The organism is Streptomyces sp. NPDC006544 (genome assembly GCF_040611715.1).
Classification (GTDB): domain Bacteria; phylum Actinomycetota; class Actinomycetes; order Streptomycetales; family Streptomycetaceae; genus Streptomyces.
Genome location: NZ_JBEXOV010000071.1, coordinates 1 through 25,814 on the forward strand (window position 1 = coordinate 1; position 25,814 = coordinate 25,814).

At 73.7% G+C, this 25,814-nt stretch carries 20 protein-coding genes; 13 read left to right on the top strand and 7 right to left on the bottom strand.

Annotated elements, in window-relative coordinates; genetic code table 11:
* The 12 genes from ABZY44_RS27210 to ABZY44_RS27265 all read left to right on the top strand — a co-directional run.
* The coding region (locus tag ABZY44_RS27210) for an extracellular solute-binding protein (protein WP_356658220.1) at nucleotides 1-1,114 on the top strand (1,114 nt) is incomplete at its 5' end.
* Between the two features lie 6 nt (nucleotides 1,115-1,120).
* Entirely contained in the window at nucleotides 1,121-2,080 is a 960-nt protein-coding gene (locus ABZY44_RS27215; protein WP_356658222.1) for a sugar ABC transporter permease, read from the top strand.
* Nucleotides 2,081-2,085: 5 nt separating this feature from the next.
* Nucleotides 2,086-3,003, top strand: a complete 918-nt coding sequence (locus ABZY44_RS27220; RefSeq protein ID WP_356658224.1) for a carbohydrate ABC transporter permease — start codon at nucleotides 2,086-2,088, stop codon at nucleotides 3,001-3,003.
* Nucleotides 3,004-3,008: 5 nt separating this feature from the next.
* Complete coding sequence (locus ABZY44_RS27225; protein ID WP_356658226.1) at nucleotides 3,009-4,274, top strand: 6-phospho-beta-glucosidase; 1,266 nt, start codon at nucleotides 3,009-3,011, stop codon at nucleotides 4,272-4,274.
* Nucleotides 4,265-5,287, top strand: coding sequence for a BadF/BadG/BcrA/BcrD ATPase family protein (locus ABZY44_RS27230; RefSeq protein ID WP_356658228.1), 1,023 nt, complete (start codon nucleotides 4,265-4,267; stop codon nucleotides 5,285-5,287). Before ABZY44_RS27225 ends, ABZY44_RS27230 begins: the two co-directional genes overlap by 10 nt.
* Before the next feature lie 306 nt (nucleotides 5,288-5,593).
* Nucleotides 5,594-6,919: a hypothetical protein gene (locus ABZY44_RS27235; RefSeq protein ID WP_356658273.1), complete on the top strand. Its 1,326-nt coding sequence runs from the start codon at nucleotides 5,594-5,596 to the stop codon at nucleotides 6,917-6,919.
* A 128-nt stretch (nucleotides 6,920-7,047) separates the two neighbouring features.
* A complete protein-coding gene (locus tag ABZY44_RS27240) occupies nucleotides 7,048-7,980 on the top strand; it encodes a glutamate ABC transporter substrate-binding protein (protein WP_356658275.1) in 933 nt (310 codons plus the stop codon).
* A gap of 83 nt (nucleotides 7,981-8,063) precedes the next feature.
* The gene (locus ABZY44_RS27245; protein WP_356658277.1) at nucleotides 8,064-9,383 is read left to right on the top strand and encodes a hypothetical protein; all 1,320 of its coding nucleotides are present in this window, start codon (nucleotides 8,064-8,066) and stop codon (nucleotides 9,381-9,383) included.
* On the top strand, nucleotides 9,380-12,163 hold the full coding sequence (locus ABZY44_RS27250; RefSeq protein WP_356658230.1) for a tetratricopeptide repeat protein: 2,784 nt from the start codon (nucleotides 9,380-9,382) through the stop codon (nucleotides 12,161-12,163). The genes ABZY44_RS27245 and ABZY44_RS27250 overlap by 4 nt, the downstream gene beginning before the upstream one ends.
* Before the next feature lie 3 nt (nucleotides 12,164-12,166).
* Entirely contained in the window at nucleotides 12,167-13,822 is a 1,656-nt protein-coding gene (locus tag ABZY44_RS27255) for a protein phosphatase 2C domain-containing protein (protein ID WP_356658232.1), read from the top strand.
* Between the two features lie 25 nt (nucleotides 13,823-13,847).
* Nucleotides 13,848-15,167, top strand: a complete 1,320-nt coding sequence (locus tag ABZY44_RS27260) for a VWA domain-containing protein (RefSeq protein WP_356658234.1) — start codon at nucleotides 13,848-13,850, stop codon at nucleotides 15,165-15,167.
* Between the two features lie 90 nt (nucleotides 15,168-15,257).
* Nucleotides 15,258-16,325, top strand: coding sequence for an FHA domain-containing protein (locus ABZY44_RS27265; RefSeq protein WP_356658236.1), 1,068 nt, complete (start codon nucleotides 15,258-15,260; stop codon nucleotides 16,323-16,325).
* A gap of 4 nt (nucleotides 16,326-16,329) precedes the next feature.
* On the opposite strand, the gene ABZY44_RS27270 is transcribed toward ABZY44_RS27265, so the two are convergent.
* Nucleotides 16,330-17,331 carry a methyltransferase domain-containing protein gene (locus ABZY44_RS27270; RefSeq protein ID WP_356658238.1) on the bottom strand — a complete coding sequence of 334 codons (1,002 nt, stop codon included), beginning with the start codon at nucleotides 17,329-17,331 and terminating at the stop codon, nucleotides 16,330-16,332.
* Between the two features lie 135 nt (nucleotides 17,332-17,466).
* On the opposite strand from ABZY44_RS27270, the gene ABZY44_RS27275 reads away from it, so the two are divergent.
* Nucleotides 17,467-17,871 carry a globin gene (locus ABZY44_RS27275; protein ID WP_356658240.1) on the top strand — a complete coding sequence of 135 codons (405 nt, stop codon included), beginning with the start codon at nucleotides 17,467-17,469 and terminating at the stop codon, nucleotides 17,869-17,871.
* 119 nt (nucleotides 17,872-17,990) lie between these two features.
* Here ABZY44_RS27275 and ABZY44_RS27280 read toward each other — a convergent pair whose 3' ends face one another.
* From ABZY44_RS27280 to ABZY44_RS27305, 6 genes are all read right to left on the bottom strand, one after another.
* Nucleotides 17,991-18,704 (bottom strand): hypothetical protein, encoded by a 714-nt coding sequence (locus ABZY44_RS27280; protein ID WP_356658242.1) that lies wholly within the window; start codon nucleotides 18,702-18,704, stop codon nucleotides 17,991-17,993.
* Nucleotides 18,701-19,168, bottom strand: coding sequence for a thioesterase family protein (locus tag ABZY44_RS27285; RefSeq protein WP_356658244.1), 468 nt, complete (start codon nucleotides 19,166-19,168; stop codon nucleotides 18,701-18,703). The genes ABZY44_RS27280 and ABZY44_RS27285 overlap by 4 nt, the downstream gene beginning before the upstream one ends.
* Nucleotides 19,169-19,186: 18 nt before the next feature.
* Entirely contained in the window at nucleotides 19,187-20,851 is a 1,665-nt protein-coding gene (gene ettA / locus ABZY44_RS27290) for an energy-dependent translational throttle protein EttA (protein WP_356658246.1), read from the bottom strand.
* Nucleotides 20,852-21,289: 438 nt separating this feature from the next.
* Entirely contained in the window at nucleotides 21,290-22,714 is a 1,425-nt protein-coding gene (locus tag ABZY44_RS27295) for a hypothetical protein (protein WP_356658248.1), read from the bottom strand.
* A 141-nt stretch (nucleotides 22,715-22,855) separates the two neighbouring features.
* Nucleotides 22,856-24,340 carry a phosphatase PAP2 family protein gene (locus ABZY44_RS27300; RefSeq protein ID WP_356658250.1) on the bottom strand — a complete coding sequence of 495 codons (1,485 nt, stop codon included), beginning with the start codon at nucleotides 24,338-24,340 and terminating at the stop codon, nucleotides 22,856-22,858.
* Between the two features lie 170 nt (nucleotides 24,341-24,510).
* On the bottom strand, nucleotides 24,511-25,671 hold the full coding sequence (locus ABZY44_RS27305) for a thioester domain-containing protein (protein ID WP_356658252.1): 1,161 nt from the start codon (nucleotides 25,669-25,671) through the stop codon (nucleotides 24,511-24,513).
* Between the last annotated feature and the right edge of the window lie 143 nt (nucleotides 25,672-25,814).

A 25,814-nucleotide genomic window follows, 5' to 3' on the forward strand; every position in this document is an offset into this window, starting at 1 on the left:
CCTCACGGGCGACATGACGGACGCCAAGGTCAACCAGGCGCTGCGCGCGGGCGGTGCCAAGGCCCCCGACCTGGTCGCCTCCTTCACCACCGACAGCGTCGGCAACTTCTGCAACACGGGCGCCTTCGCCGATCTGAACCCCTTCCTGAAGAAGTCCGGGATCGACAAGACCAAGGTCTTCCCCAAGACCCTGCTGGAGTACACCCAGTTCCGCGGCAACCAGTGCACGCTGCCGCTGCTCAACGACGCGTACGGCCTCGTCTACAACAAGACCGCCTTCGACGCCGCCGGCATCACCGAGGCGCCCAAGACCTGGAGCCAGTTCGAGGCCGTGGCGCAGGCGCTGACGGTGGCCAAGGGCGACTCGTACGAACGGCTCGGCATCATGCCCACCTACCACGGCTACGAGACCGCCCCGCAGCGCCTCGCCGCCCAGTGGAGCCCGACCTACTTCAGCGCCGACGGCAAGTCGAACCTGGCCAAGGACCCCGCCTTCGGCAAGATGCTGGCCGCGCAGAAGGACCTGGTCGCCAAGCTCGGCGGCTACGAGAAGCTGGAGAAGTTCCGCAACACCTTCGGTGACGAGTGGAGCGCGGAACACCCCTTCCACCGGGGCCTGGTGGCCATGCAGATCGACGGCGAGTGGCGGGCGGCGATGGCCAAGGAGGCCGGGGCCACGTTCGAGATCGCGACCGCGCCGCTGCCCGTCCCGGACGACCAGATCGCCGACTACGGCAAGGGCTACCTCGCCGGCACGATCATGGGCATCGCCGCGGGCAGCAAGAAGCAGGACGCCGCCTGGGAGCTGGCGAAGTTCATGACCACCGACACGGACGCGGTCGTGGACTTCGCCAACGACATCCACAACCTGCCCTCCACGCTGGCGGCCCTGGACTCCCCCAGGCTCAAGGTGAGCCCGGAGTTCAAGACGTTCATCGACATCGCCAAGCACCCGAAGTCGAACACCACGCCGGCCCAGGTCGACGGCGGCACGTACCAGCTGACCTTCACGGACTTCGCGTACGCGGTCGAGAAGGGCGACGTCACGGACATCCAGGCCGGTCTCGCCAAGACCGACCAGCAGATCGACACGGACATCGCGAAGGCGAAGTAGCACCCGATGACCGCGAACGGCACCGCCGTCTCCCCGGAACTGCGTTCGAAGCGCCGCAGGTCGGCGCTCCGGACGGCAGCCTTCATGTCGCCCTGGCTGATCGGGTTCAGCGTCTTCTTCGCCTACCCGCTCCTGTCCACCGTCTACTTCTCCTTCACCCAGTACGACGGTTTCCGCCCGCCCGTCTTCAACGGCCTGGAGAACTGGACGTACGTCTTCGCCGACTCGCCGATGTTCTGGCCGGCCATGCGCAACACCCTGTGGCTGGTCGTGGTGATGGTGGCCTGCCGCGTCGCCTTCGGCCTGGGCATCGGCCTGCTCATCACCAAGATCAAGCTGGGTACGGGCGTCTTCCGCACCCTGTTCTACCTGCCCTACCTGGCCCCGCCCGTGGCCGCGACGCTGGCCTTCGTCTTCCTCCTCAACCCCGGCACCGGCCCGGTCAACGTCCTGCTGGACTCGGTCGGGCTGGCCACGCCCGGCTGGTTCACCGACCCCGACTGGTCCAAGCCCGCGCTGACCGCACTGGCGGTGTGGGGGATCGGCGACCTGATGGTCATCTTCATGGCCGCGCTGCTCGACGTACCGCGCGAGCAGTACGAGGCCGCGGAGCTGGACGGGGCCGGGGCGCTCCAGCGGTTCCGGCACATCACCCTGCCGAACATCTCGCCGATCATCCTGTTCGCCGTGGTGACCGGCGTCATCCAGGCCATGCAGTACTACACCCAGCCCTTCGTGGCGGGGAAGGTGGCCTCCGGCGTGATCGGCGGCTCCGGGCAGCAGTTCGACCCCGGATATCCCGAAAAGTCCACGCTGACGCTGCCCCAGGTCATCTACAACGTCGGCTTCCAGCGCTTCGACTACGGCACCGCGTGCGTGGTCGCCCTGGTGCTGTTCGCCCTCTCCATGGCCTTCACCGCGCTGCTGATGCGGCGGCGCGGCGGGCTGATCGAGGCAGGGGACTGAGGATCATGACCCAGACAACCATCAGCCGCACGCAGCGGCCCCGCCGTCCCGCGCCCGCCGGTCCTGCGGATTCCGCGCGGGCGGTGCGCACCGCGCGCCGCCGGGCCGCCCTGCACTGGGTGGCCGTGCACTCCCTCGCCGTCGCGGCGGCGCTCTTCTTCGTCCTGCCGTTCGTCTTCCTCTTCCTGACCTCCGTGATGAGCGACCAGCAGGCCCTGACCCGCGACCTGTGGCCGCACAGCTGGGACTGGGACAACTACGCGACGGTGTGGAACACCCCCGGTTTCCTGACCTGGTGGCGCAACACCCTGCTGTACGCCGGCCTCGGCACCCTCCTGACCGTGGTCTCCTCGGTCCCCGTCGCCTACGCGCTCGCCAAGTTCCGCTTCCGCGGCAGGCGGCTGTCGCTGCTGCTGGTCATCGCCATGATGATGCTGCCGCCCCAGGTCGTCGTCATCCCGATGTACCTCTTCTGGGCGAAGCAGCTGGACCTGTCCGGCACGCTGTGGCCGCTGATCATCCCGATGGCCTTCGGCGACGCCTTCTCCATCTTCCTGCTGCGCCAGTTCCTGCTGACCATCCCCGACGAGTACCTGGACGCGGCCAAGGTCGACGGCTGCGGCGAGCTCCGCACGCTGCTGCGCGTCGTGCTGCCGATGGCGAAGCCGGGGATCGCGGCCGTGGCGCTGTTCCAGTTCTTCTCCGCCTGGAACGACTACTTCGGCCCGCAGATCTACGCGTCCGACAACCCGGCCGCCTGGACCCTCAGTTACGGACTGGAGTCCTTCAAGGGCGCCCACCACACCAACTGGAACCTGACCATGGCGGCCACCGTGCTGGTCATGGCCCCGGTGATCGTCCTCTTCTTCTTCGCCCAGAAGGCGTTCGTCGAGGGCGTCACCCTGACCGGAGTGAAAGGCTAGTGACGATGAAACTCGCAGTAGTGGGCGGCGGTTCGACCTACACCCCCGAGCTGATCGACGGGTTCGCGCGCCTGCGCGACACCCTGCCCGTCAGCGAGCTGGTGCTGATCGACCCGGCCGCCGAGCGCCTGGAGCTGATCGGCGGCCTGGCCCGGCGGATCTTCGCCAAGCAGGGGCACCCGGGCCTGATCACCACCACCTCCGACCTCGACGCGGGGGTGGCCGACGCCGACGCGGTCCTGCTCCAGCTGCGCATCGGAGGCCAGGCGGCCCGTCTGAAGGACGAGACCTGGCCGCTGGAGTGCGGCTGCGTCGGGCAGGAGACCACCGGTGCGGGCGGCCTCGCCAAGGCGCTGCGCACGGTCCCCGTGGTCCTCGACATCGCGGAGCGGGTCCGGCGCAGCAACCCGGACGCCTGGATCATCGACTTCACCAACCCCGTCGGGATCGTCACCCGCGCCCTGCTCCAGGCCGGGCACAAGGCGGTCGGGCTGTGCAACGTGGCCATCGGCTTCCAGCGGCGGTTCGCGGCGATGCTGGACCTGACGCCGGCCGACATCCACCTCGACCACGTGGGCCTCAACCACCTCACCTGGGAGCTGGGCGTCCGCAAGGGCGGCCCGGAGGGCGAGAACCTGCTGCCGCACCTGCTGGCCGCCCACGGCGAGTCCATCGCCGCGGACCTGCGCCTGCCGCGCGCGGTGCTGGACCGTCTCGGTGTGGTCCCCTCCTACTACCTGCGCTACTTCTACGCGCACGACGAGGTGGTCCGGGAGCTCGGGACCAAGCCCTCGCGGGCCGCCGAGGTCGCCGCGATGGAGAAGGAACTGCTCGGTCTGTACGGGGACCCCGCGCTGGACGAGAAGCCGGAACTGCTGGCCAAGCGGGGCGGCGCCTTCTACTCGGAGGCAGCCGTGGACCTGGCCGCCGCCCTGCTCGGCGACGGCGGCAGCGCCGTCCAGGTGGTCAACACGCTGAACAACGGGACCCTGCCGTTCCTGCCGGACGACGCGGTCGTCGAGGTGCAGGCCCGGGTGGACCGCTCCGGACCGACGACGCTGGCCGTGCCCCGCCTGGACCCGCTGTTCGCCGGCCTGGTCTCGCACGTGACGGCGTACGAGGACCTCGCGCTGGACGCGGCCGTGCGCGGCGGCCGCGAGCGGGTGTTCAAGGCACTCCTGGCCCACCCCCTGGTCGGCCAGTTCGACCTCGCCGAAGGGCTGACCGACCGGCTCCTCGCGCACAACAAGGAGCACCTGGCATGGGCGTGAGCCGGCCCGTTCCCCCGCCGCCGGCCGCGGCGGTCCTCGCCGTCGACGCGGGGAACAGCAAGACGGACGTGGCGCTGATCGCCGCGGACGGCACGGTCCTCGGCACCGGGCACGCGGGCGGCTTCCAGCCCCCGCGCGTCGGGGTCGAGGTGGCGGTGGACGTCCTGGGACGGGCCGTGGCCGAGGCGGTCGAGGCCGCCGGGCTGCCCCGGCTCGCGCCCGGAGCCCCGTACGCCGCCCAGGTCGCGGCCTGTCTGGCCAACGCCGACCTGCCGGTCGAGGAGCGCCAGCTCGCGGACGCCATCTCCGCGCGCGGCTGGGGCGCGGCCACCGAGGTGCGCAACGACACCTTCGCCATCCTGCGGGCCGGCCTGGGCGCGGCCGGAGGGCCGCGCGGGGTCGCCGTGGTGTGCGGCGCCGGTATCAACTGCGTGGGCATGCTGCCCGACGGGCGCACGGCCCGGTTCCCGGCGCTCGGCCAGATCTCCGGCGACTGGGGCGGCGGCGGCGGGCTGGCCTTCGAGGCCATGTGGTGGGCGGCGCGGGCCGAGGACGGCCGCGGCGGCCCGACCGCGCTGGTGGGGGCGCTGGCGGGCCACTTCGGGCTCGGCACCATGTACGAGCTGATCGAGGCGGTGCACCTGGGCACGATCGCCGCCGGCCGGGTCCACGAGCTGGTGCCGGTGCTGTTCGCGGTGGCCGCGGCCGGCGACCCGGTGGCCTCCGCGCTCGTGGAACGGCAGGCCGACGAGGTGGTGGCGCTGGCCGCCGTGGCGCTGGAGCGGCTCGGGCTGCTGGCCGAGGAGGTGCCCGTACTGCTGGGCGGCAGCGTGCTGGCCGCCCGCCATCCGCAGCTCAACGGGCGGATCGAGGCGCTGCTGGCCGAGCGGGCCCCCTACGCCCGGGTGTCCGTGGTGACGGCCCCGCCCGTGCTCGGCGCCGGACTGCTCGGCCTGGACGCGCTCGGGGCGTCCCCCGAGGCCTACGGGAAGCTCCGTGCCCATTTCGGGTGAACTCCGTGCCGGGCGGGGCCGGAGGGGAACCATGGCGGGCGCCGGGGCGTATCCACGGTGAAGGGGTGACGGGGACGCCGGCGGGATGGCGTCGCCTTCGCGGTCCGGGGCGCGGCGGAGGGACGGACCGGGGCGGATCGTGACTGATCCAGTACCGGGTGCTGTGGTCGACCGTCACTCAGGCCATACTGCTGCGAAGCACTAAGGACCGAGGGGGAGGTCACGGTGGCCATCACATCACGCGCGCCCGCGCCGGGCGGCGCCGTCGCGGCGCCCTCCGGCCCGTCGGCGCCGCCGCCCGACGGCCTGCCCGGGCGGAGCACCGCCTGGGCCGAGGGCGTGGAGCGGCTGCGCGCGGCCGCCACGACCGAACCGGGCCGGCTGCGGATCATCGGCGCGGTACTGGCCGCGCTGGTCCTGCTGTTCGGTGCGGTGGCCGTCTGGGAGATCTCCGGCCGGGTCGCCGCCGCCGACGACGTGGTGGGCCGCAGCCAGCCGCTGAGCGCCGACGCGGCGAACCTCTACCGCTCCCTCGCGGACGCCGACACCGTCTCCTCCAGCGGCTTCCTCGCGGGCTCCGACGAGCCCCGCGAGGTCCGCCAGAGGTACGAGAAGGACATCGGCAACGCGTCCCGGCTGCTGATCAGCGCCGCCGCGAACACCGGGGCCGACGAGGACTCCCGCAAACAGATCACCCTGCTGAGCGAACAGTTGCCCCGCTACACCGGGCTGATCGAGCAGGCACGGGCCACGAACAAGCAGGGCCTGCCGCTCGGCGGCGCCTACCTCCGCTACGCCAACGAGCAGATGAGCACCCAGCTGCTGCCCGCCGCGCAGCGGCTCTACGAGGCGGAGACCGCGCGGCTCTACACCGACTACGACGAGGCCCGCGCGCTGCCGCTGGCCTCGTTCGGCGCGGGCCTGCTGGCACTCGGCGCCCTGGCGTGGGCGCAGCGGCGCAACTACCTCCGGACCCACCGCGTCCTCAACCACGGGCTCGTCGCCGCGACGGCCGCCTCGTTGGTGGTGCTGCTGTGGCTGGCCGCGGGGCACACGGTCGCCCGGTCGGAACTGAGCGAGGCCCGCACGGACGGGCAGGAGTCCCTCAAGGTGCTCAACGACGCGCGGATCGCCTCGCTCCAGGCGCGGGCCAGCGAGAACCTGACGCTGATCTCGCGGGGCGCCGTACTCGCCGAGGACAAGAAGTCCGACAAGTACGACGTGGACTTCGGCACGGACATGGGGGACCTGGACGCGGGCCTCGCGGTCGCGTCGAAGCTGGCCGACGACGAGGCCGGGCGCGCGCCCGTCGCCCGCGCCTCGGACGGCGTGAAGCGGTGGAAGGAACTGCACGCGGCGGCCCGGCAGACGGACCTGACGGGCGACTACCAGGGAGCCGTCGGCCAGGTCATCGGGGACAAGGAACACAAGGAGTACAGCGGGGCGGCCTTCGACACGGTGGACGCCTCGCTGGAACAGGCCGTGGCCCACGAGCAGAGGGAGTTCACCCGGGCCGCCCGGGACGCCCTCGGCGCGCTCGGCGGTCTGGTGACGGGCGCCGCGGTCCTGGTGGTCCTCGGCGCGGCGGCGGCACTGCTCGGCATCGGGCGCAGGCTTTCGGAGTACAGGTGAGAGCGATGCTGAGACGTGTGACGCGCGAAGAGCCGGGCACCGGCGGCCCCGAGGGCGACGAAGGCCACGAAGTCCGCGGCGTGGCGCGGTTCGCGGGCCGGCTGCGCGGCTGGGGCGGGGTCAGCGCGATGGCCGTCGCCTGCGCGCTGACGGCCGCGGCCGTGCTGCTGCCGCTGGCCCACGCGACCCCGGGCGGTGGCCGTCCGCCGGTGGTCCGGGAACCGGCCACGACGGCCCTCGCGCCCCGGGCCCCGGCCGACACCTGCACGGACCCGGAGGCCAGCCTGCGTCCGGGCGGGCTGGACGGGCCGGCCATCCAGCGCATCCGGAGCGCGGGCCACCTCGTGGCGGGCGTGGACCAGAACAGCTTCAAGTGGGGCTACCGCGATCCTGCGGGCCAGCTCGACGGCTTCGACATCGCCCTGGTCAAGGCCATCGCGAAGGACATCCTGGGTGACTCCGAGAAGGTCATCTACCGGGCGATCCCCACCAGTCAGCGCGTCCCCGCGCTCAAGGACAACACCGTCGACATCGTCGTGCGGACGATGACGATCAACTGCAAGCGGCTGGAGGACGTCGCCTTCTCGACGGCGTACTTCGAGGCCGGGCAGCAGGTGCTGGCCCCCAAGGGCTCGGCGATCACCGGCTACGACGCCTCGTTGAAGGGCCGGAAGGTCTGCACGGCGGCCGGCTCCACGGCGGAGGCGGCGCTCGCGGCCCAGTCGTACGGCTCCGTTCCCGTCAGCGTGCCCAACCAGCTGGACTGCCTGGTCCGGCTGCAGCTGGGCGAGGTGGACGGCATCATCACCGACAACGCCCTCGCGGCCGGCCAGGCCGCCCAGGACCCGTCGATCCAGCTGGTCGGCTCCCCGTTCACCAAGGAGTTCTACGGGGTGGCCATGAACAAGGACGCCGGAGATCTGGTGCGCCGGGTCAACAAGGTGCTGGAGGAGTACCGCGCGGGCGGGGACGCCAGCCCCTGGATGGCCGCCTACAGGACCCACCTGCAGCCCGTGCTGCCGGGCGTGAGCGGCCCGCCCGCGCCCAAGTACCGGGACTGATGCCGGTGGCGGATGCGCAGCCCGACGGCGGGGGACCGGAGACGAAGGCGGAGGCGGGACCGGTGGAAGCGGGATCGGCAGTGATGGACCGGGACGGTGTGGACCGTGCGCTGTCCCGGCTGGACGCGGAGCACGAGGCCGTCGAGACCTCGCTGCTCGCGCTCCAGGACCATGCCGGACGGCGGCTGCTGGAGGGTGCCGGGCTGACCGGGACCACCAAGGAGCGGTGGGCCGCGGCCGACGCGGCCATCACCCGGCTGTGGCGGTACTTCGACGCCTACAGCGGGGCCCTGGCCGCCGCCCGTGAGGTCCGGGAGCGGCGCCGCTGGCCCAGCCGGGAGGACCTGGCCGAGCTGACCGACCGGCTGCGCGGGCCCGGGGTCCTGATCTCCGGGGCCGGGGTGGAGGGCGCCCCGCTGGCGGAGCGCTTCTCGCTCGCCGAGCTCGTGGTGCGGATGAACGAGCTGTACGCGGGCTCGCTGGACGTGGTGGTCGCCGCCGACGCGGTGTGGTCGGCCCTGCCCGCCCGGATCGACCTGCTCTCCGCCGAACTGCACCGCACGCGCTCGCTGGCCCACTCCGTCGGGGTCCGTCCGGGTGAACACCCCTCGGGGGACGACCTGGAGGCCATCACCGCCGAGCTGGCCGAGCTGCGGGAGCGCGTGATCGCGGATCCGCTGGCGTTCTGGGTCCCGGTGACGGGAAGTTCGGCGCCCGGTGGCGGCCGCCCCGACACCGGGCGCTACGACCGGGCCGCGCGCGCGCTGGAGGACGTACGCCGGGAGGTCGAGGCGGTACTGACCGTCCGGCAGGATTCCGAGCAGCGGCTGATCGGTCTTCGGGACGTGCTCTCGCGCGCCGACCGGACCCTGGCCGAGGCCCGCAAGGCGCGCGCCGAGGTGCTGGCGAAGATCGCGGCGTCCGAGGTGCCCGCGGTGAGCGGTCCGCCGACGGCGCTGCAGGAGCAGCTGTCGGCGGCCGCCGAGTACCGGCGCCGGTCCCAGTGGCACCGCCTGTCCCCGTTGCTGGAGTCGCTGGAGGTGCGCGCGGAGGAGGAACTGCTGCGGGCCCGTGAGTCGTTGACGGCGGTGACGGCCCCGCTGGCCGTGCGGGCCGAGCTGCGAGGCCGGCTCGACGCGTACAAGGCGAAGGTCGCCCGGCACGGGATGGCGGAGGATCCGCTGCTGATCGAGCGGTACGACGCGGCCCGGCGGATGCTGTGGAGCGCGCCCTGTGACCTGCGGGCCGCCGAGCAGGCGGTGTGGCGCTACCAGCAGGCGACGGCCGAGTCCCTGGTGCCACAGCAGCGACAACAACCGCAGCCGGCGGACGAGCGACAGCAGGAACCGCGGGAACCGTCGGTTCGGGAGTGGCCCGAGGGGCCGAGGGAGGGGGACGCATGAGTCCGACCGGAACGGCGTGCGTGCGCCCCGGCTGCCCGGGTTCGTACGAGGACATGGGCGGCGGCGAGCTGTACTGCGGCACCTGCGGGCTGGCGCCGGCCGGCTCCGTCGCGGCGGGCGCCGCGGAACTGGTGTCCGCGGCGACGGCGATGACGAGCGCGGCGCGCCACGGGGACTCCCACGGGTCGCAGGGCTCGCACGGATCAGGGCGGTCCGCCTCCTCGTCCTCGCGGGCCTCCCGGTCCTCGCGCTCGTCCTCCTCCCGGCGCTCGGTGTCGGGCCGGCTCTCGCGCGCCGTGTCGGGCGGTACGGCGTCCACGCGGTCGGTGTCGGTGCGCAGCTCGGGCTCGGCCGCCTCGGCTTCGGGCCGCAGCCGGCTCGGGGCAGGGCTGGTCAACGTGCCGGAGGTGCCCCGTCCGGATCCTTCGCAGGCGGTGCTGGAGAATCCGGAGGTGCCGGAGCGCAAGCGGTTCTGTTCGCGCTCCGACTGCGGTGCTCCGGTGGGCCGGGCACGCGGTGACCGGCCGGGACGGACGGAAGGTTTCTGCACCAAGTGCGGGCACCCGTACTCCTTCGTGCCCAAGCTCCGCGGGGGCGATCTCGTCCATGGCCAGTACGAGGTGGCGGGCTGCCTCGCGCACGGCGGCCTCGGCTGGGTCTACCTCGCGGTGGACCGGGCCGTCTCGGACCGCTGGGTGGTGCTCAAGGGTCTGCTGGACACCGGGGACCAGGACGCGATGGCCGCCGCGATCTCGGAGCGGCGCTTCCTCGCGGAGATCGAGCACTCCAACATCGTGCGGATCTACAACTTCGTGGAGCACCTGGACCAGCGGACCGGCTCCCTGGACGGGTACATCGTCATGGAGTACGTGGGCGGCAAATCGCTCAAGGAGATCGCCAACGAGCGGCGCCGGCCGGACGGCCGACGCGATCCGCTGCCGGTCGAGCAGGCCTGCGCGTACGGCATCGAGGCGCTGGAGGCGCTCGGCCACCTGCACAGCAGGAACCTCCTGTACTGCGACTTCAAGGTCGACAACGCCATCCAGCAGGCCGACCAGCTGAAGCTGATCGACATGGGCGCGGTGCGGCGGATGGACGACGAGGAGTCGGCCATCTACGGCACCGTGGGCTACCAGGCGCCGGAGGTCGCGGAGACCGGTCCGTCGGTCGCCTCCGACCTGTACACGGTGGCGCGGACGCTGGCCGTCCTGACCTTCGACTTCCAGGGCTACACGAACATCTTCGTGGACTCGCTGCCGGACCCGCGGCACATCGAGGTGTTCGGGCGGTACGAGTCCTTCTACCGGTTGCTGGTCCGTGCCACCGACCCGGATCCGGGACGGCGGTTCGCCTCCGCGCAGGAGATGGCGGACCAGCTGACCGGGGTGCTGCGGGAGGTCGTCGCGCTCCAGACGGGCCGTCCGAGGCCGCAGGTCTCCACCCTGTTCGGGCCGGAGCTGCGGGTCCCCGACGACCGGCTGTTCACCGACGAGTCGGGCGCGGAGGCGTCCCGGCTGGGCGGCCGGGCCGTGAAACGGCGGGGATCGCGCCGCGGGCGGGCGGTCGGGGCAGGATCCTCCGCTTCCGCGGGTACCGCTTCCGCCGGTTCCGGTTCCGCCGGTTCCGGCTCCGTGGCGGGGCCCCCGGCGCCCGCGGCCGGCTGGGGGGCCGCTCCGGCTTCCGCCCCGCTGGTCCCGCCGCCGGCGGGCCCGGCCGCCGGGTACGGAGCGACCGGGCTCGCGACCACCGCGACGCACCGGGCCGCCGGGCCGGCCGTACCGTCCCCGCGCCAGGCTCCGGCGGCCGTGCCGCCGCCCCCGGTCGGAGCGGCCGTGCCGCGGCGGCGGGAGCCGTCGACGCTGGACCCGCGCGAGGCCTCGCTGGCCCTGCCCGTGCCGCTGGTCGACGCCGCCGACCCCAACGCCGGCTTCCTGGCGGGCCTGATGGCTTCCGCCCCCGCCGATCTGCTGGCCGCACTGAGCTCGGCGCCCGCCGAATCCGCCGAGCTGCGGCTGCGGGAGCTCCGGGCCCGGCTCGAACTGGGCGCTACCGACGCGTCCCTGGTCTCCGACGCGCTGCTGCGGCTGGAAGAGCGGCATCCGGACGACTGGCGGGTGGTGTGGGCCCGTGGCATCGCCTCGCTGGCCGTCGGGGAGGACGAGACGGCGGCCCTGTCCTTCGACGCCGTCTACGACGCCTTCCCCGGCGAACCGGCGCCGAAGCTGGCCCTGGGCCTGTGCGCGGAAGTGCTGGGGCAGTTGGACAACGCCGCCGACTACTACCGCCTGGTGTGGACCACGGACCCCGGTTTCGTGGGCGCGGCCTTCGGGCTGGCCCGGGTGCAACTGGCCGCCGGAGACCGGAACGGAGCCGTGCGCACGCTGGAATCCGTCCCCGAGGTGTCGATCCACCACACCGCCGCGCGGGTGGCGGCCGTACGGGCACGCCTGCGCGACCGGTCCCCGCACGAAGCGCTGCTGCCGGACCTCGCGGCGGCCGCGGCGCAGGTGGAGGCGCTGGGGAGGTTCGGCCTGGACTCGGTGCGCCACGAACGGCTCAGGGCGGAAGTTCTGGGCTCGGCGCTGGACTGGGTACTGTCGGGTAGCCGGGGTTCCGATCCCGGCCGTACCTCGCTGCTCGGTTGCCAACTGGACGAGCGGGGGCTGCGCTTCGGCTTGGAGCGCTCGTACCGCGTGCTGGCACGGCTGGCGCAGCGGGGCGAGGAGCGGATCGAACTGGTGGAACGGGCAAACCGTTTCCGTCCCCGGACGTGGGTGTGATGGATGTCGATGCATCGGCTGTCGGGCTGCCCCAGCTGCGCGGAACCCCTGGAGGAGGGTGACCGCTTCTGCGGGCTCTGCGGCCACGCCCTCACGCCTCCCGGCCCCACCGGCTCCGCGGCCCCGGCCGCGCCCGGCCCGGCGGCGGCCCAGGCCGCTCCCGCCGGGGCCGCGGTCCCGGCTCCGGCGGCGCCCCCTGCTCCGCGCGCGGAGCGGGCGCCCGACGACGGCCCGGTGTCCCGGCCCTCCGGCGCCACCGCCGACGGCGAGCGGACCGCCCCGGGGTACGCCGTGGATCCCGCGCCCGGCTGGGGCAGCGTGTCCACCGCCGCCCCCACCCTGGTCGCCGGCCACGAAGGCTGGGCCGGGACGACGGCCGCCCCGGATCCCGCCCGCCCGGCCCACCCCGCCGCCGTCGGCACGGACCCGCACGCGCCGTACGGATCCGCCCCCGGGGGCACGGCCTCACCGGGCGCGGAGCCCCACCACCCGGCCGGGGGAACCGAGTCCGTGTACGGACACGCCCAGCCGCCGGGCCCGGCGGCCGGACACGAGCCGCCGCACGCGCACGCCGAACCCCGGGGACCGGGCGCCGCGGACGACCCGTCCCGCCCGGACCCGGAGCCCCGGGGCCCGGTCCCCGCAGGGGAGACCCGCTTCGACACCCCCGCGCCGCAGGACCAGTACCCCGCGGTCGAGGCCCCGTACGGCGGCCCGCCCGAGGGGGTCCCGCACGACGGCGGCCGGTCCGCCGGCTCCGGGAAGACCTGCGTGGCCTGCCGCGAGGGGCGCGTGGACACCGACGGGTACTGCGAGCACTGCGGGCACGCCCAGCCCCGGGAGCGGGACCACTTCGAGGAGGAGCTCGGCAGCGTCGCCGCCGTCAGCGACCGCGGCCTGCGCCACCACCGCAACGAGGACTCCTTCGCCGTGGCCGCCACTGCGCTGCCCGACGGCTCCGCCGCCACCGTGGCCATCGTCTGCGACGGCGTCTCCTCCGCCAGCCGCCCCGACGAGGCGTCCGCCGCGGCCGCGGCCGCGGCCAACGAGGCGCTGCTCGAAGCCCTCCCCCGCGGCGCGCACCCCCAGGAGGCCATGCACGAGGCGATCATGGCCGCCTCGGCCGCCGTGAACGCCCTGGCCCCCGAGGTGCCCGGCGCCCAGAACGCGCCCGCCTGCACCCTGGTCGGCGCCGTCGTCAGCGGCGGCCTGCTGACCATCGGCTGGGTCGGCGACAGCCGCGCGTACTGGGTCCCGGACGACCGCGCCGCGGTCCCACGCCGCCTCACCGAGGACGATTCCTGGGCCGCCCAGATGGTGGCGGCGGGCCTGATGGGCGAGGCCGAGGCCTACGCCGACGTCCGCGCGCACGCCATCACCGGCTGGCTCGGGGCCGACGCGTACGACCTGGAACCGCACACCGCCACCTTCAAGCCCGACCACGACGGCGTGGTCGTGGTCTGCACCGACGGCCTGTGGAACTACGCCGAGTCCGCGCGGGACATCGCCCAGGTGCTGCCCGCCGACGCCGCCGTCAGGCCCCTGCACAGTGCGCAGGTCCTGGTGGGGCACGCACTCGACGGCGGCGGGCACGACAACGTCACCGTGGCCGTCGTCCCCTTCGCCGCACCCGAGGGCGCCGCCCCGGGCCAGGCCTGATCCCAGCCCCGAGGAGTTCCGACCGATGGCGAACTTCGCCAAGCCGAGTGCCCCGCGCTTCAGCGTGGACGTGTACCAGAACGAGTTCCTCCCCGAGGGCGGCCGCGACGTCCACGCCATCGTCACGGTGACCTCCACCGGCGGCCACACCGCCACCCGGACGTCCACGCAGGACGCCGCCGTCGTGATCATGGTCGACTGCTCCGGTTCCATGGAGTACCCGCCCGAGAAGATGCGCGGTGCCCGCGAGGCCACCGCCGCCGCCATCGACACCCTCCGCGACGGCACCGCCTTCGCCGTGATCGCCGGTACGCACGTGGCCAAGGAGGTCTATCCCGGCCAGGGCCTCCTCGCGAGGGCCGACGCGACCACCCGCGCCCAGGCCAAGGAGGCCCTGCGCGGCCTCTCCGCCGGCGGCGGCACCGCGATCGGCACCTGGCTGCGCCTCGCCGACGGACTGCTGCGCCGCTCCACCGCCTCGATCCGGCACGGGATCCTGCTCACCGACGGCCGCAACGAGCACGAGGAGCCGGCCGTGCTCCGTGCCGCCCTCGACGCCTGCGCGGGCCGTTTCACCTGCGACGCCCGGGGCGTGGGGACCGACTGGGAGGTCAAGGAGGTCACCGGCGTCGCGAGCGCGCTGCTCGGCACCGCCGACATCGTGGCCGATCCGGCCCGCCTCAGCGCGGACTTCACTCACATGATGGAGAACGCCATGGGCAAGGAGGTCGCGGACGTCGCGCTGCGCCTGTGGACCCCGGTGGGCGTGGAGATCCGGTACGTCAAGCAGGTCTCGCCCGCCGTCCACGACCTGACCGACCGCCGCACCGAGGCGGGCCCGCGCGCCGGGGACTATCCGACGGGTTCGTGGGGCGACGAGTCCCGCGAGTATCACGTGTGCGTACGGGTCCCGGGCGCGGCCGTCGGGCAGGAGATGCTGGCCGCCCGCGCCACGCTCGTCATGCCGGGGCCACCCGGCGAGGCGCCGGCCGTCCTCGCCCAGGGCCTGGTCCGCGCGGTGTGGACGGACGATCTCGCCGCGTCGACCGCCATCAACGCCCAGGTGGCCCACTACACCGGACAGGCGGAGCTCGCGCAGGCTATCCAGCAGGGGCTGGAAGCCCGCAAACTGGGCGATGTCGGCGGAGCGACGGCCAAGCTCGGCCGCGCCGTGCAACTCGCGAGCAGCTCGGGCAACGCGGACACCGCGAAGCTGCTCGCCAAGGTGGTGGACGTCGTCGATGCGGCGGCAGGTACTGTGCGACTGAAGGCAAAGGTCGCCGATGCGGACGAGATGACCCTTGAAACGCGTTCGACCCAAACCGTGCGAGTGAAAAAAGCCTGACAGCCCGATCCGACGCACGGCGTTGGAAGCCCTGGACGAAGCGAAGAAGAGCCTGCCGCGATGGCGCAGGAAGAAGGAGGAAGCGCCGCGATGCCGACCTGCCCGAACGGGCACCAGTCCGCCTCCGACGACTGGTGCGAGGTCTGCGGTCACCGTATGGCTGCCCCCACGGGCACGCCCGCGGCGCCCTCCTACGGCTACGGCTATCCTCCGACCGGCGAGCCGACCGCCCAGGCCGAGCTCTGCCCGCAGTGCCGCACCCCGCGCGAGGCCATGGCCCCGTTCTGCGAGGAGTGCCGGTACAACTTCCTGACGCGTACGGCGACTTCGTACACCCCGATCGCCCCGGACGCCGGCCAGGTGCCGGGGCAGGGACACGCGCAGGGACACGCGCAGGGCCAGGGCCAGGGCCTCGGTCAGGGCCAGGGCACTCCCGGTCCGCCGCCGCCCCCGCCGCTCCCCGCTCCGAACGCGCCGTCGGCCCCGCCCGCGTACTCCCAGGACCACTTCGAGTACCAGGGCTCGCGCCCTTCGCGGGTCAACAGGTCGGCCGAGCCGCTGCAGCGCGAGGACGACTGGATGCTGCCGCCCCCGGCGCACCAGGAGTACCAGCAGCCCCAGTACCAGCAGCAGCCTCCGCCTCCCCCGCAGCAGCAGTACCAGCAGCAGTCGCAGCCGGGGCAGTACGAGCCGCAGCAGCAGCAGCAGTCGCCCTCGTCCCACCAGCCCTTCCCGCCCCAGCAGCAGGGCGGCGGCTCGTGGACCGCGACCATCGGCCCGGACCGCTCGTACTTCATGGCGATGATGCAGCGCAGCGGCCCGGAGGCGGCCGGGCTCAACCTGCCCGCGTACTCCCCCGAGCAGCACCTCCCGCTCGCCGGCGGCCAGATCACCATCGGCCGGCGCCGCGCCTCCACGGGCGAGTCCCCCGACGTCGACCTGTCGGTGCCCCCGGAGGACCCGGGCGTCTCGCACCAGCACGCGGTGCTCGTCCAGCAGCCCGACGGCAGCTGGGCCGTGGTGGACCAGAACTCCACGAACGGCACCACCATCAACGGCGGCGAGGATGCGATCCAGCCCTACGTGCCGGTCCCCCTCGGTGACGGTGACCGCGTCCACGTCGGCGCCTGGACCACGATCACCATCCGCCGGGGCTGACCCGCTAGCCGGCCGGGTCAGCCCGGCCGGCCGGCTCCCCCAGGGGCCACACGTAGGGTCCCTGGGGATCGTCGAGCCACGACCACTGCCCCTCGGAGCTGACGGTCACCCCGAAGCGTTCGCGCGCGGGCCGGCCCTCGCGCCGCCACAGGTCCAGCGCCTCCCTCGGGTGCAGCGCGCCCGACGTCAGCACCAGCATGAACTGGAAGCGCTCGTTCTCCACCAGCTCGTAGGGAAGCCCCTGCGGCGTCCCGTACGTGCCCGGCGGCGCCGCCCTGGCCCCGCGCAGCGGGACGAAGTACGCCGAGGTGTGCAGGAAGCGTCCCTCCGCGAGTTCCGCGTCCCGCACCGTCAGCGCGATCAGCCCGGTGGACAGCGGAGCCAGGATCCGCGCCCCCGGCCGGCACTGCCCGAGCCAGGCGTGCGGGATCAGCGGGAGCGTGCACGTCACCAGGATCCGGTCGAAGGGAGCGCGGGAGGGGCAGCCGCGCGCCCCGTCCCCGGTGACGACGGCCGGCCGGTAGCCGAGCTGGGCCAGGTGCGAGCGCGCCGACTCGGTGATCTCCTCGTCCAGGTCCACGGTGGTGACGAGGTCCTCGCCGAGCCGGTGGCAGAGCAGGGCCGCGTTGTAGCCGGTGCCCGCGCCGATCTCCAGCACGTGGTCCCCGTCGCGCACCTCCAACGCCTCCAGCATCTTCGCCATCAGCGAGGGCTGGCTGCTGGAGGAGACCAGCTCGCCGTCACGGAGCCGGGTGGCGAGCGGGGCGTCCGTGTACACCCCGCGCAGCCAGCGCGCCCGCTGCCCGGGGTCGGGATCGTCGGCCCAGAGCCGTTCGTGGCCCGCGCCGCGGCCGGTGAAGTAGCAGGGGACGAACACGTGCCGGGGCACGGCGGCGAAGGCCGCACGCCAGGCCGGGTCGTCCAGCGCCCCGGCGGCGGCGAGCTCCCGTACCTGCGCGGCGTGCGCGACCTCCCGCACGTCGCGCACCTCGGCGTGTGCGCCCATGCATCCACTGTCCTGCGGACCGGGCCCCCGGGCTACTCCGGGACGCTCCGGGCGGCCGCCCCGTGCCTGCGCGCGGGCCCGGCGGGAGGTCCTAGGACCGGGGTCCTCCGTCCGGGCGTCTGAGACGATGGTCGGGTGAACGAGATTCCGCGAGGCACGGTCCAGGAGCAGACCTTCTACGAGATGGTGGGCGGCGAGGACACCTTCCGCCGTCTGGTGCACCGCTTCTACCAGGGCGTCGCGGAGGACCCGCTGCTCCGCCCGATGTACCCGGAAGGGGACCTCGGACCGGCCGAAGAGCGGTTCGCGCTGTTCCTGATGCAGTACTGGGGCGGCCCGAACACCTACAGCGAGAACCGCGGCCACCCGCGGCTGCGGATGCGGCACGCGCCGTTCCAGGTGGACGCGGCCGCGCACGACGCGTGGCTGCGGCACATGCGGGTCGCGGTGGACGAGCTCGCCCTCGCGCCGGAGCACGAGGCGCAGCTGTGGCGGTACCTGACGTACGCCGCCGCATCGATGATCAACACGGCCGGATAGCGCGTACGGCGTCCCGCGCGGGTCCCGTACGGGGTCACGCGCGGGCTCCCGTACGAAGTCCCCCAGGGGCCGCGGGGCCCGCCGCGCCCCCCGGAGGCCGCGGCCCGGACGGGGCGCAGCTAGACGGGACGGACCAGCAGGGCGCCGAGGCCGCCGGGGCGGCGCGTGGCGATCGATCCGTACGGGGTGCGCAGCCGCAGCCAGCCCCCGGCGGCGAGCAGCGCCACCTGATCGGCGTCGCGGGGCGGGGTGGGCGCGGCGGGCACGGTGGACCGTACCTGCCGCAGGAAGCCCAGGGACTGCGCGGCGTGGACGGCGCGCAGCGGAAGGCCGGTGTCCCCCAGCGTGCGGGACCAGATCTCGCGGCCGATGCGGTCGCGCTCGGAGCGGGTCCGGTGCTGCGGGGGCAGGGCCTCGTCGCGGGCCCGGAACTCGGCGACGGAGGCCGCCAGTGCCGCCCGCATCGCCTCGGGGCCGGGCAGCCCGGCCACCGCGGTCCAGCCGCCGCGGGGCGGGAGCACCCCGGCCCAGGGCGGTCCGGTGACGGCCGCGGGCACGACGGCGCCCGCCCGGTCGCCCTCGTCGACGGACTCCAGGAGTTCGCCGGCCGAGACGGTGAGGTCCAGCGGCACGGAGGCCGCTCCGGCGAGCCGGACGGTGCGGATGGCCAGCACGTCGAAGGACGGGGGCCGTCCGAAGACGGCGAGCGCGCCGCCGCCGGCCCGCGCTTGCAGGCGGACGGCGGCGGCGCGGTCGTAGTGCACCAGCCGGCCCAGGAAGGCGGCGAGGTCCGCCGCCTCCCCGGAGTCGGCGAAGTGCAACTGCTCGTTCATGCCGCGATGCCCCTGGCACCGGCGTTGGCGCCGGACTTCGGCTCGTCCAGGTACTCCTGGAGGAAGAGCTTCTCCTCGGCGGTGATGCGGCGGGGCCGCCCCTCGGCGAGGTTGTACGGCACGACCACGGTCTCGGCGCGCACGTAGACCGTCTCGGGCGCGTCCTGCGTCGCCTCGTCCTTGACCTCGTAGCGGATGGTCAGGGAGGCGGCGCCTATCCGGGTCACCCAGGATTCGATGAGGACCGGCTCGTGGCGGTGTACGAGGGGCAGCTTGTAGTCGATCTCGTGGCGGGCCACGACGGAACCGCCCGTGAAGGACTCACTGCCCTCCCCCGGCGCGAGGCGGAACATGAAGTCGATCCGCGCCTCCTCCAGATAGCGGAGGAAGACGACGTTGTTGACGTGCCCGAAGGCATCCATGTCCGCCCAGCGGAGGGGGCATCGGTAGTGGTGTCTGGCCATGGTCTGTGACCTCGGCCCTCAGCCTCGGGTGAGCTTCTTGTAGGTGGCGCGGTGCGGACGGGTCGCGTCCGCGCCGAGCCGCTCGACCTTGTTCTTCTCGTACGACTCGAAGTTGCCCTCGAACCAGTACCACTTGGACTCGCCCTCGTACGCCAGGATGTGCGTGGCGACCCGGTCCAGGAACCAGCGGTCGTGGGAGATGACCACGGCCGCGCCCGGGAACTCCAGCAGCGCGTTCTCGAGCGAGGACAGGGTCTCGACGTCGAGGTCGTTGGTGGGCTCGTCGAGGAGCAGCAGGTTGCCGCCCTCCTTGAGCGTCAGGGCCAGGTTCAGGCGGTTGCGCTCACCGCCGGAGAGGATGCCGGCCGCCTTCTGCTGGTCCGGACCCTTGAAGCCGAAGGCGCTGACGTACGCGCGGGACGGCATCTCGACCTGGCCGACGTTGATGTAGTCCAGCTCGTCCGACACGACCGCCCAGAGGGACTTCTTGGGGTCGATGTTGGCGCGGCTCTGGTCGACGTACGAGATCTTGACGGTCTCGCCGACCTTGACGGAGCCGGAGTCCGGCTCCTCCAGGCCCAGGAGCATCTTGAAGAGCGTGGTCTTGCCGGCGCCGTTCGGGCCGATGATTCCGACGATGCCGTTGCGCGGCAGCGTGAAGGACAGGTCGTCGACCAGGACCTTGTCGCCGAACGCCTTGTTGAGGTTGTTGACCTCGACCACGATCGAGCCCAGACGCGGGCCCGGCGGGATCTGGATCTCCTCGAAGTCCAGCTTCCGCATCTTGTCCGCCTCGGCGGCCATCTCCTCGTAGCGGGCGAGACGTGCCTTGGACTTGGTCTGGCGGCCCTTCGCGTTGGAGCGGACCCACTCCAGTTCTTCCTTGAGGCGCTTCTGGCGCTTCTCGTCCTTGCGGCCCTCGACCTTGAGGCGGGTGGCCTTCTTCTCCAGGTAGGTGGAGTAGTTGCCCTCGTACGGGTGAGCGCGGCCGCGGTCGAGCTCGAGGATCCACTCGGCGACGTTGTTCAGGAAGTACCGGTCGTGGGTGACGGCCACGACGGCGCCCGGGTACTGCGAGAGGTGCTGCTCCAGCCAGTTCACCGACTCGGCGTCGAGGTGGTTGGTGGGCTCGTCGAGGAGGAGCAGGTCCGGGGCCTCGATCAGCAGCTTGCAGAGCGCGACGCGGCGCTTCTCGCCACCGGAGAGGTTGGTGACGGGCCAGTCGCCGGGCGGGCAGCCCAGGGCGTCCATGGCCTGCTCGAGCTGGGCGTCGAGGTCCCAGGCGTTGGCGTGGTCCAGGACTTCCTGGAGCTTGCCCATCTCGTCCATGAGCGCGTCGGTGTAGTCGGTCGCCATTTCCTCGGCGACCTCGTTGAAGCGCTTCAGCTTGCCCATGATCTCGGCGGCGCCGTCCTGGACGTTCTCCAGGACCGTCTTCGACTCGTCGAGCTTGGGCTCCTGCATCAGGATGCCGACGGTGAAGCCGGGCGAGAGGTACGCCTCGCCGTTGGACGGCTGCTCCAGCCCCGCCATGATCTTGAGGACGGTGGACTTACCGGCGCCGTTCGGGCCGACCACACCGATCTTCGCGCCGGGCAGGAAGTTCAGGGTGACGTCATCAAGAATCACCTTGTCGCCGTGCGCCTTGCGCGTCTTGCGCATGGTGTAGATGAACTCAGCCAAGAGAAACCGTCCGGCAGATCGATGGGTGGGCAGATACACCCCATCTTGCCTGACGTCCATAGCTGCGGGCGAATGGGTAGGTCAGACGCCGTGAGCTGGGGCGCGGGCGGTGGGCGCGTCTCAGCCCCTGGGCACCTTCCGGTCGTCACCGGGGGTGACCGGTGGCCGTTCGCAGGCCCCTTGGCGGCCCGCGGACGGCCCCGGACCCCTCCCGCCCCCCCTGCAGGCTGGCGGGCGCGGGCTGCGGAACCAGGTGCCGGAAGCGAGCCCCCTCCCGGCACCTGGTTCCGCGGAGGTCCGGACGGCCGCCGTCGCGAGCCGTCGCGGCGCCCCGCCCGCGGCACGACGTGCGACGAGGCGTCACGCGGGGGCGGGGCATGCCGAAGGGGCGCCGGGCCGGCGGCCGCGGGCCCCTTCGGTGGTCCTGAGCGGTGGCCGTCAGGCCCCGGTGCCCGCGCGGCGCATGCGCGAGGCGAGCACCAGGCCGGCGCCCGCGACGAGCGCGAAACCCGCGCCGCCCGCGGCCAGCCCGGTGGCGGAACCGGCGCCGGTGGAGGCCAGGGCGTGGCCCGCGCCGTTCACGGTGACGTTGCCGTTGCCGTTGCCGGAGGGGGTGGTGCCGGACCCGGTGACGACGGCGGGCTGGACGGTCGTGCCGGTGCCAGTGCCAGTGCCAGTGCCAGTGCCGGTGCCAGTGCCGGTGCCGGACCCGGTGCCGCCCTCGGCGGGCTTGCCGGCTTCCTCGGCGGCCTTGTCCTTCGCGCGGGCCTCGTGCTGGCCCGTCTTGAGGAACGCGTTGACGGCCTCGGGAGTGCCGTCCAGCAGGGCGGCGTACCCGGCCTTCAGCAGCTCGGGGCTCGCGTTGTCGATGATCTGGGCGATCCGGATGCGGTTGTCCTGGTGGCGCAGCTGGTACTGGGTCACCTCGAGGAAGTGGCGCATCTCGGCGTCGCTCGCACCGCCGCTCAGCAGCTTGTCGGCCGCCGTGCCGGTGCCCCAGCCCTTCTCGCCCTCGGCGATCCGGGCCAGCCAGACGCGGTCGTCGGAGGCGCGGGCCACGTACTGGCCGTGCTCCACGAAGGCGCGGAGCTCCGCGGGAGTGCCGTTGAGGGCCTTCTCGCCCCGCTCGCGCACGAGGCGGCCCGCGTCCGGGTTCGAGATGATCCGGACGATCTCCACCCGGTCGTCCGAGGCACGGGCCACGTGCTGCCCGGTTTCCAGGAACGCGTGGACATCGGCGTCCGTGCCCCTGAGGGCCTTCTTGCCCTCCTCGCGCACGGCCCGGCCCGACTTCGGGTCGCCGATCATCCGCGAGAGCGCGATCCTCTCGTCGGTGGCGCGGGCGTCGAACTGGCCGGTCTCGAGGAACTTGCGCATCGCCTCGGGCCCGCCGTCGAGGGCCTTGCCGCCCTCCTCGCGGACCACGGAGCCCTCCTTGGCGGCGAGCATGATCCGCAGGATCGCGATGCGGTCCTCGTCTATCTGCTCGTCCTTGCCGCCGGGCTTCTCGGTCTGCTGCTCGGTCCGCGTCTCGGCCTTCGCCTCGGCGGGCCTTTCCGCAGGGGTCCCCGCGGCCTCGCCGGACGGCTTGGCAGCCGCGGGGGCGGTCGCCTTCTCGGGGGCGGTCGCCTTCCCCGGGGCGGTCACCTTCTCCGGGGCGGTCGCCTTCTCCGGGGCGGTCGATGCGGCCTTCTCAGCCGGCTTGCCCTCGGGCGCCCCGGCCGGAGCCTGGTCGGGAGCGGTCGGCGAGGACGGGGTGCCCGACCCCGAGGCGGTGTCGTCCGCGAAAGCCGGAGAGGCGAGCAGGACGGCCGGAGCAATGGCGGCAGCGGTGACCACCGCGGCGATCCGGGACAACTTCACAGACAGCACCCTCTTGAGTTACACACCTTGATGATCCTTTTTCCTGATCACCATAGGCGGTTTCGATCACCCCGCTCCACCACTTTGATACGGAATTGCCTGGTCCGCACGGGTGTCAGCGCGTGGTGTCAGCCCGTGGTGTCAGCGCGGGCGGTACACCTTCAGGGCGTCCGGGAGCTCGTCCAGTACGAGGGCGTTCGGTGCCTGCGCGTATTCGCCGTCGTAGGCGAGCGGGGTGCCGGCCGGGATGTCCCCGACGCGCAGGCTCCGCAGGCAGGTGGCGACGTGGACCGGGGAGCGGGACAGCGGGCCCGCGAAGGCCGCGGCGAGCATGCGGGGACCCGGGCGGCCGCCGCCGAAGACGAGCCGGAGGTCGAGCAGACCCTCGCCCAGGCTCTCGCGGTAGCGGGGCGCCGGGCCGGTGCCCCGGTAGGTGCCGTTGCCGGCGAAGAGCAGCCACACGCTCCGCGGCCGTCCGGCCAGCCGGAGCCGTACGGGGCGCTCGGCGCGCAGCACCCGCCAGGCCGCCAGCAGTGCGGCGGGCCCGCCGCCGATCCGGGGCGCCCACCGCAGTCGGTGCCGCAGGAGCTCCGGGTAGGCCCCGATGCTGAAGTTGTTCAGGAAGTACCCGGCTCTCGGGTCCTCGGGATCCGGGCCCGGGGTGAAGCGGCCGACCCCGATGTGGACGGCCTGTCCCGCCGCCACGGCCCGGCAGGTGTCCTCGGTCCCCATGAGTCCGAGGTCCAGAGCGAAGTGGTTGAGCGTGCCCCCGGGGAACACCGCCAGCGGGACCCCGGCGCGCAGCGCGGCGGTCGCGGCGGCGTTGATCGTGCCGTCGCCGCCGCACACGCCGAGCACGGCGGACCGCTCGGCCGCCGAGGCGAGCTCCGCGGCGAGCTCCGAGCCCTCGCAGGTGACGACCTCCGCCTTGGGCAGCCGCTCGCGCAGGAGGTCGAGCCCTGCCGCGGCGGCCGTGCCCGAGCCGGTGTTGACCACCACCGTGAGCCCGGCCCCGTCGGGCAGCGCGGGAACCCCGACTGCCGTGCGCTCGTCACCCGGGACGATCCGGGCCGCCTCGGCGTCCCGCGTGAGCCGTCGGACCAGGAACCCGGCCGCCACCCCGAGCGCCGCGCCCGTGACGACGTCGGAGGGGTAGTGGACCCCGGTGTACACGCGGGAGAAGGCGACGGAGGCGGCGACCGGGACCAGCAGCGCGCCCAGGGCCGGGGACTGAAGCGCCGTCCCGGCGGCGAAGGCGAACGCGGACGCGGAGTGCCCGGAGGGGAAGGAGGTGGTCCGGGGCTGGCTGGCGAGCTGCCGCACCGCGGGCACCCCGTCCAGCAAGGGCCGCGGCCGTCGTACGGACCATTTGCCGATGGTGTTGATCGTCGCGGAGGCCAGCGCCAGCGAAGCGACCCCGCGCCCGGCCGCCTTGCGGGCCCCGGCCGAGCCGAAGGCGGCGATCGCCAGGGCCGTCCCGCCCCACAGCACGCCGTGGTTCGCCGCCCGTCCGAGCCGCGGCAGGACCATGTCCGCCCCGGGCCAGTGGCGCCGGGCCACCACGTCGAACAACTGCCGGTCCCAGCGCGCGACCGCCCCGCGCAGGGTCAGTTTTTGATCAGCCATTTTCTGCACCTACCCGCGGCCCGGCATCCGAATCGGTCCCAGCGCGCACCCGGCCGCGGCCACCGCCACCCGGCCGGTCCGGGCCCGGACCGCGCTGCTCCCCCCGGCCCGGTCAGGGAGCCGGACCACGCCGCTGCGCCGGGGCCCCGTCCGGGATCCGGACGGCGCCGCTACTCCCGGCCCGGCTCGCCCTCCGGGCCGGGTCCGTCCTCCAGGGGCCGCTTGCGCAGGAGCAGGACGACCAGGCCGCCCAGCACCACCAGACCCACCGCCAGGGAGGCGATGACCGGGGTGGCCGCCGAGCTGCCGCTGGTGGCCAGTCGCTCCTCAGAGGTGTCCGGCGAGGTCGCGGAGGCGGGCCCGGACAGTGCGCCGAGGGTGTCCACCGCCGTGCCCGGGGACGCCCCCTCGGCCACCTGTACGGCCGCGGGCTGCGGCCACTTCGCCGTCGCCGTGGCCGCGAGGGCCGACGCGCTGGAGCCGGCCACGATCTGGACCTGCGCCGGCACCCCGGTGGTGAAGACCCGCCCCACCGGGACCCGGGTGGACCCGTGGACGGTGACCGAGGCACTGCCGTCCGGCGTCCCCGCCGGCACCTCGAAGAACAGCCTGGTCCCGTTGGCGGCGGTGTCGACCTCGCGGCCCTCCGCGTCCAGGACGCGCACCCCCATGGCGACGGCCGCCGGGTCCGGGGTCACGCTCACGCTGTGCGCACCCGTCCGCACGGTCACCGGTCCGATGCGGCTGCCCGTGGGCCCCGACATCTCGCCGGACTCCAGTCCCAGCGAAGCCGGCGGCTCGGGCAGCCGCCCCGCCTCCCGCTGAAGGTAGCCGGCGAGCTTCTCCGCCTCCGGGTCCGCCGCCTCCACGCGTACGCCCTCGGCCAGCCGCCAGATGGCCACCTGAGTGCCCGCCGCCGCGCTCTCCGCGGTGAGCGCGGCCGCTCCGGCGGCCTTGGCGAGACCGGCCAGATCGTTCAGCTGGGGGTAGGAGTGCTCCAGGATCCAGCGGACCCGGCCCCCTTCGCCGCTTCCGGCGAGCGGGGTGCCGTTCCAGCCGCTCTCCGCGTACCGGGTCTGGGGCTGCGCGTTGCCCGCGAGGCCGACCCCGTACGTCTGGAGCATCCCGCCGCCGTCGACCCGCATCTCGTACAGTCCGGCGGGAATCTGCCGCACGGAGCCGTCGGCCGCGCGCAGGACGGCCTGCCCGTAGGTCTTCAGGCCGTCCAGGACGGCACTGGCGCCCTCCGGCGCCCGGGACGACACCGGCCCGCTGTCGGCGGCGGCGTGCGCGCCCGGCGCCGCGGCCAGCGCGGCGGCGAGCAGCGCCACCGCGATCGGGCGTCGCGCGGAGCCCCGTACGGCCGCTGCGACCGCGAGGCGCGCGGGAGCCCTGCCGGTACCGGTGTCCGGCCCGACGGTGGGAGCCGGGCCGGGGGCCGAACGGTGTTCCGGAGCGCGGTCCGGAACACGCT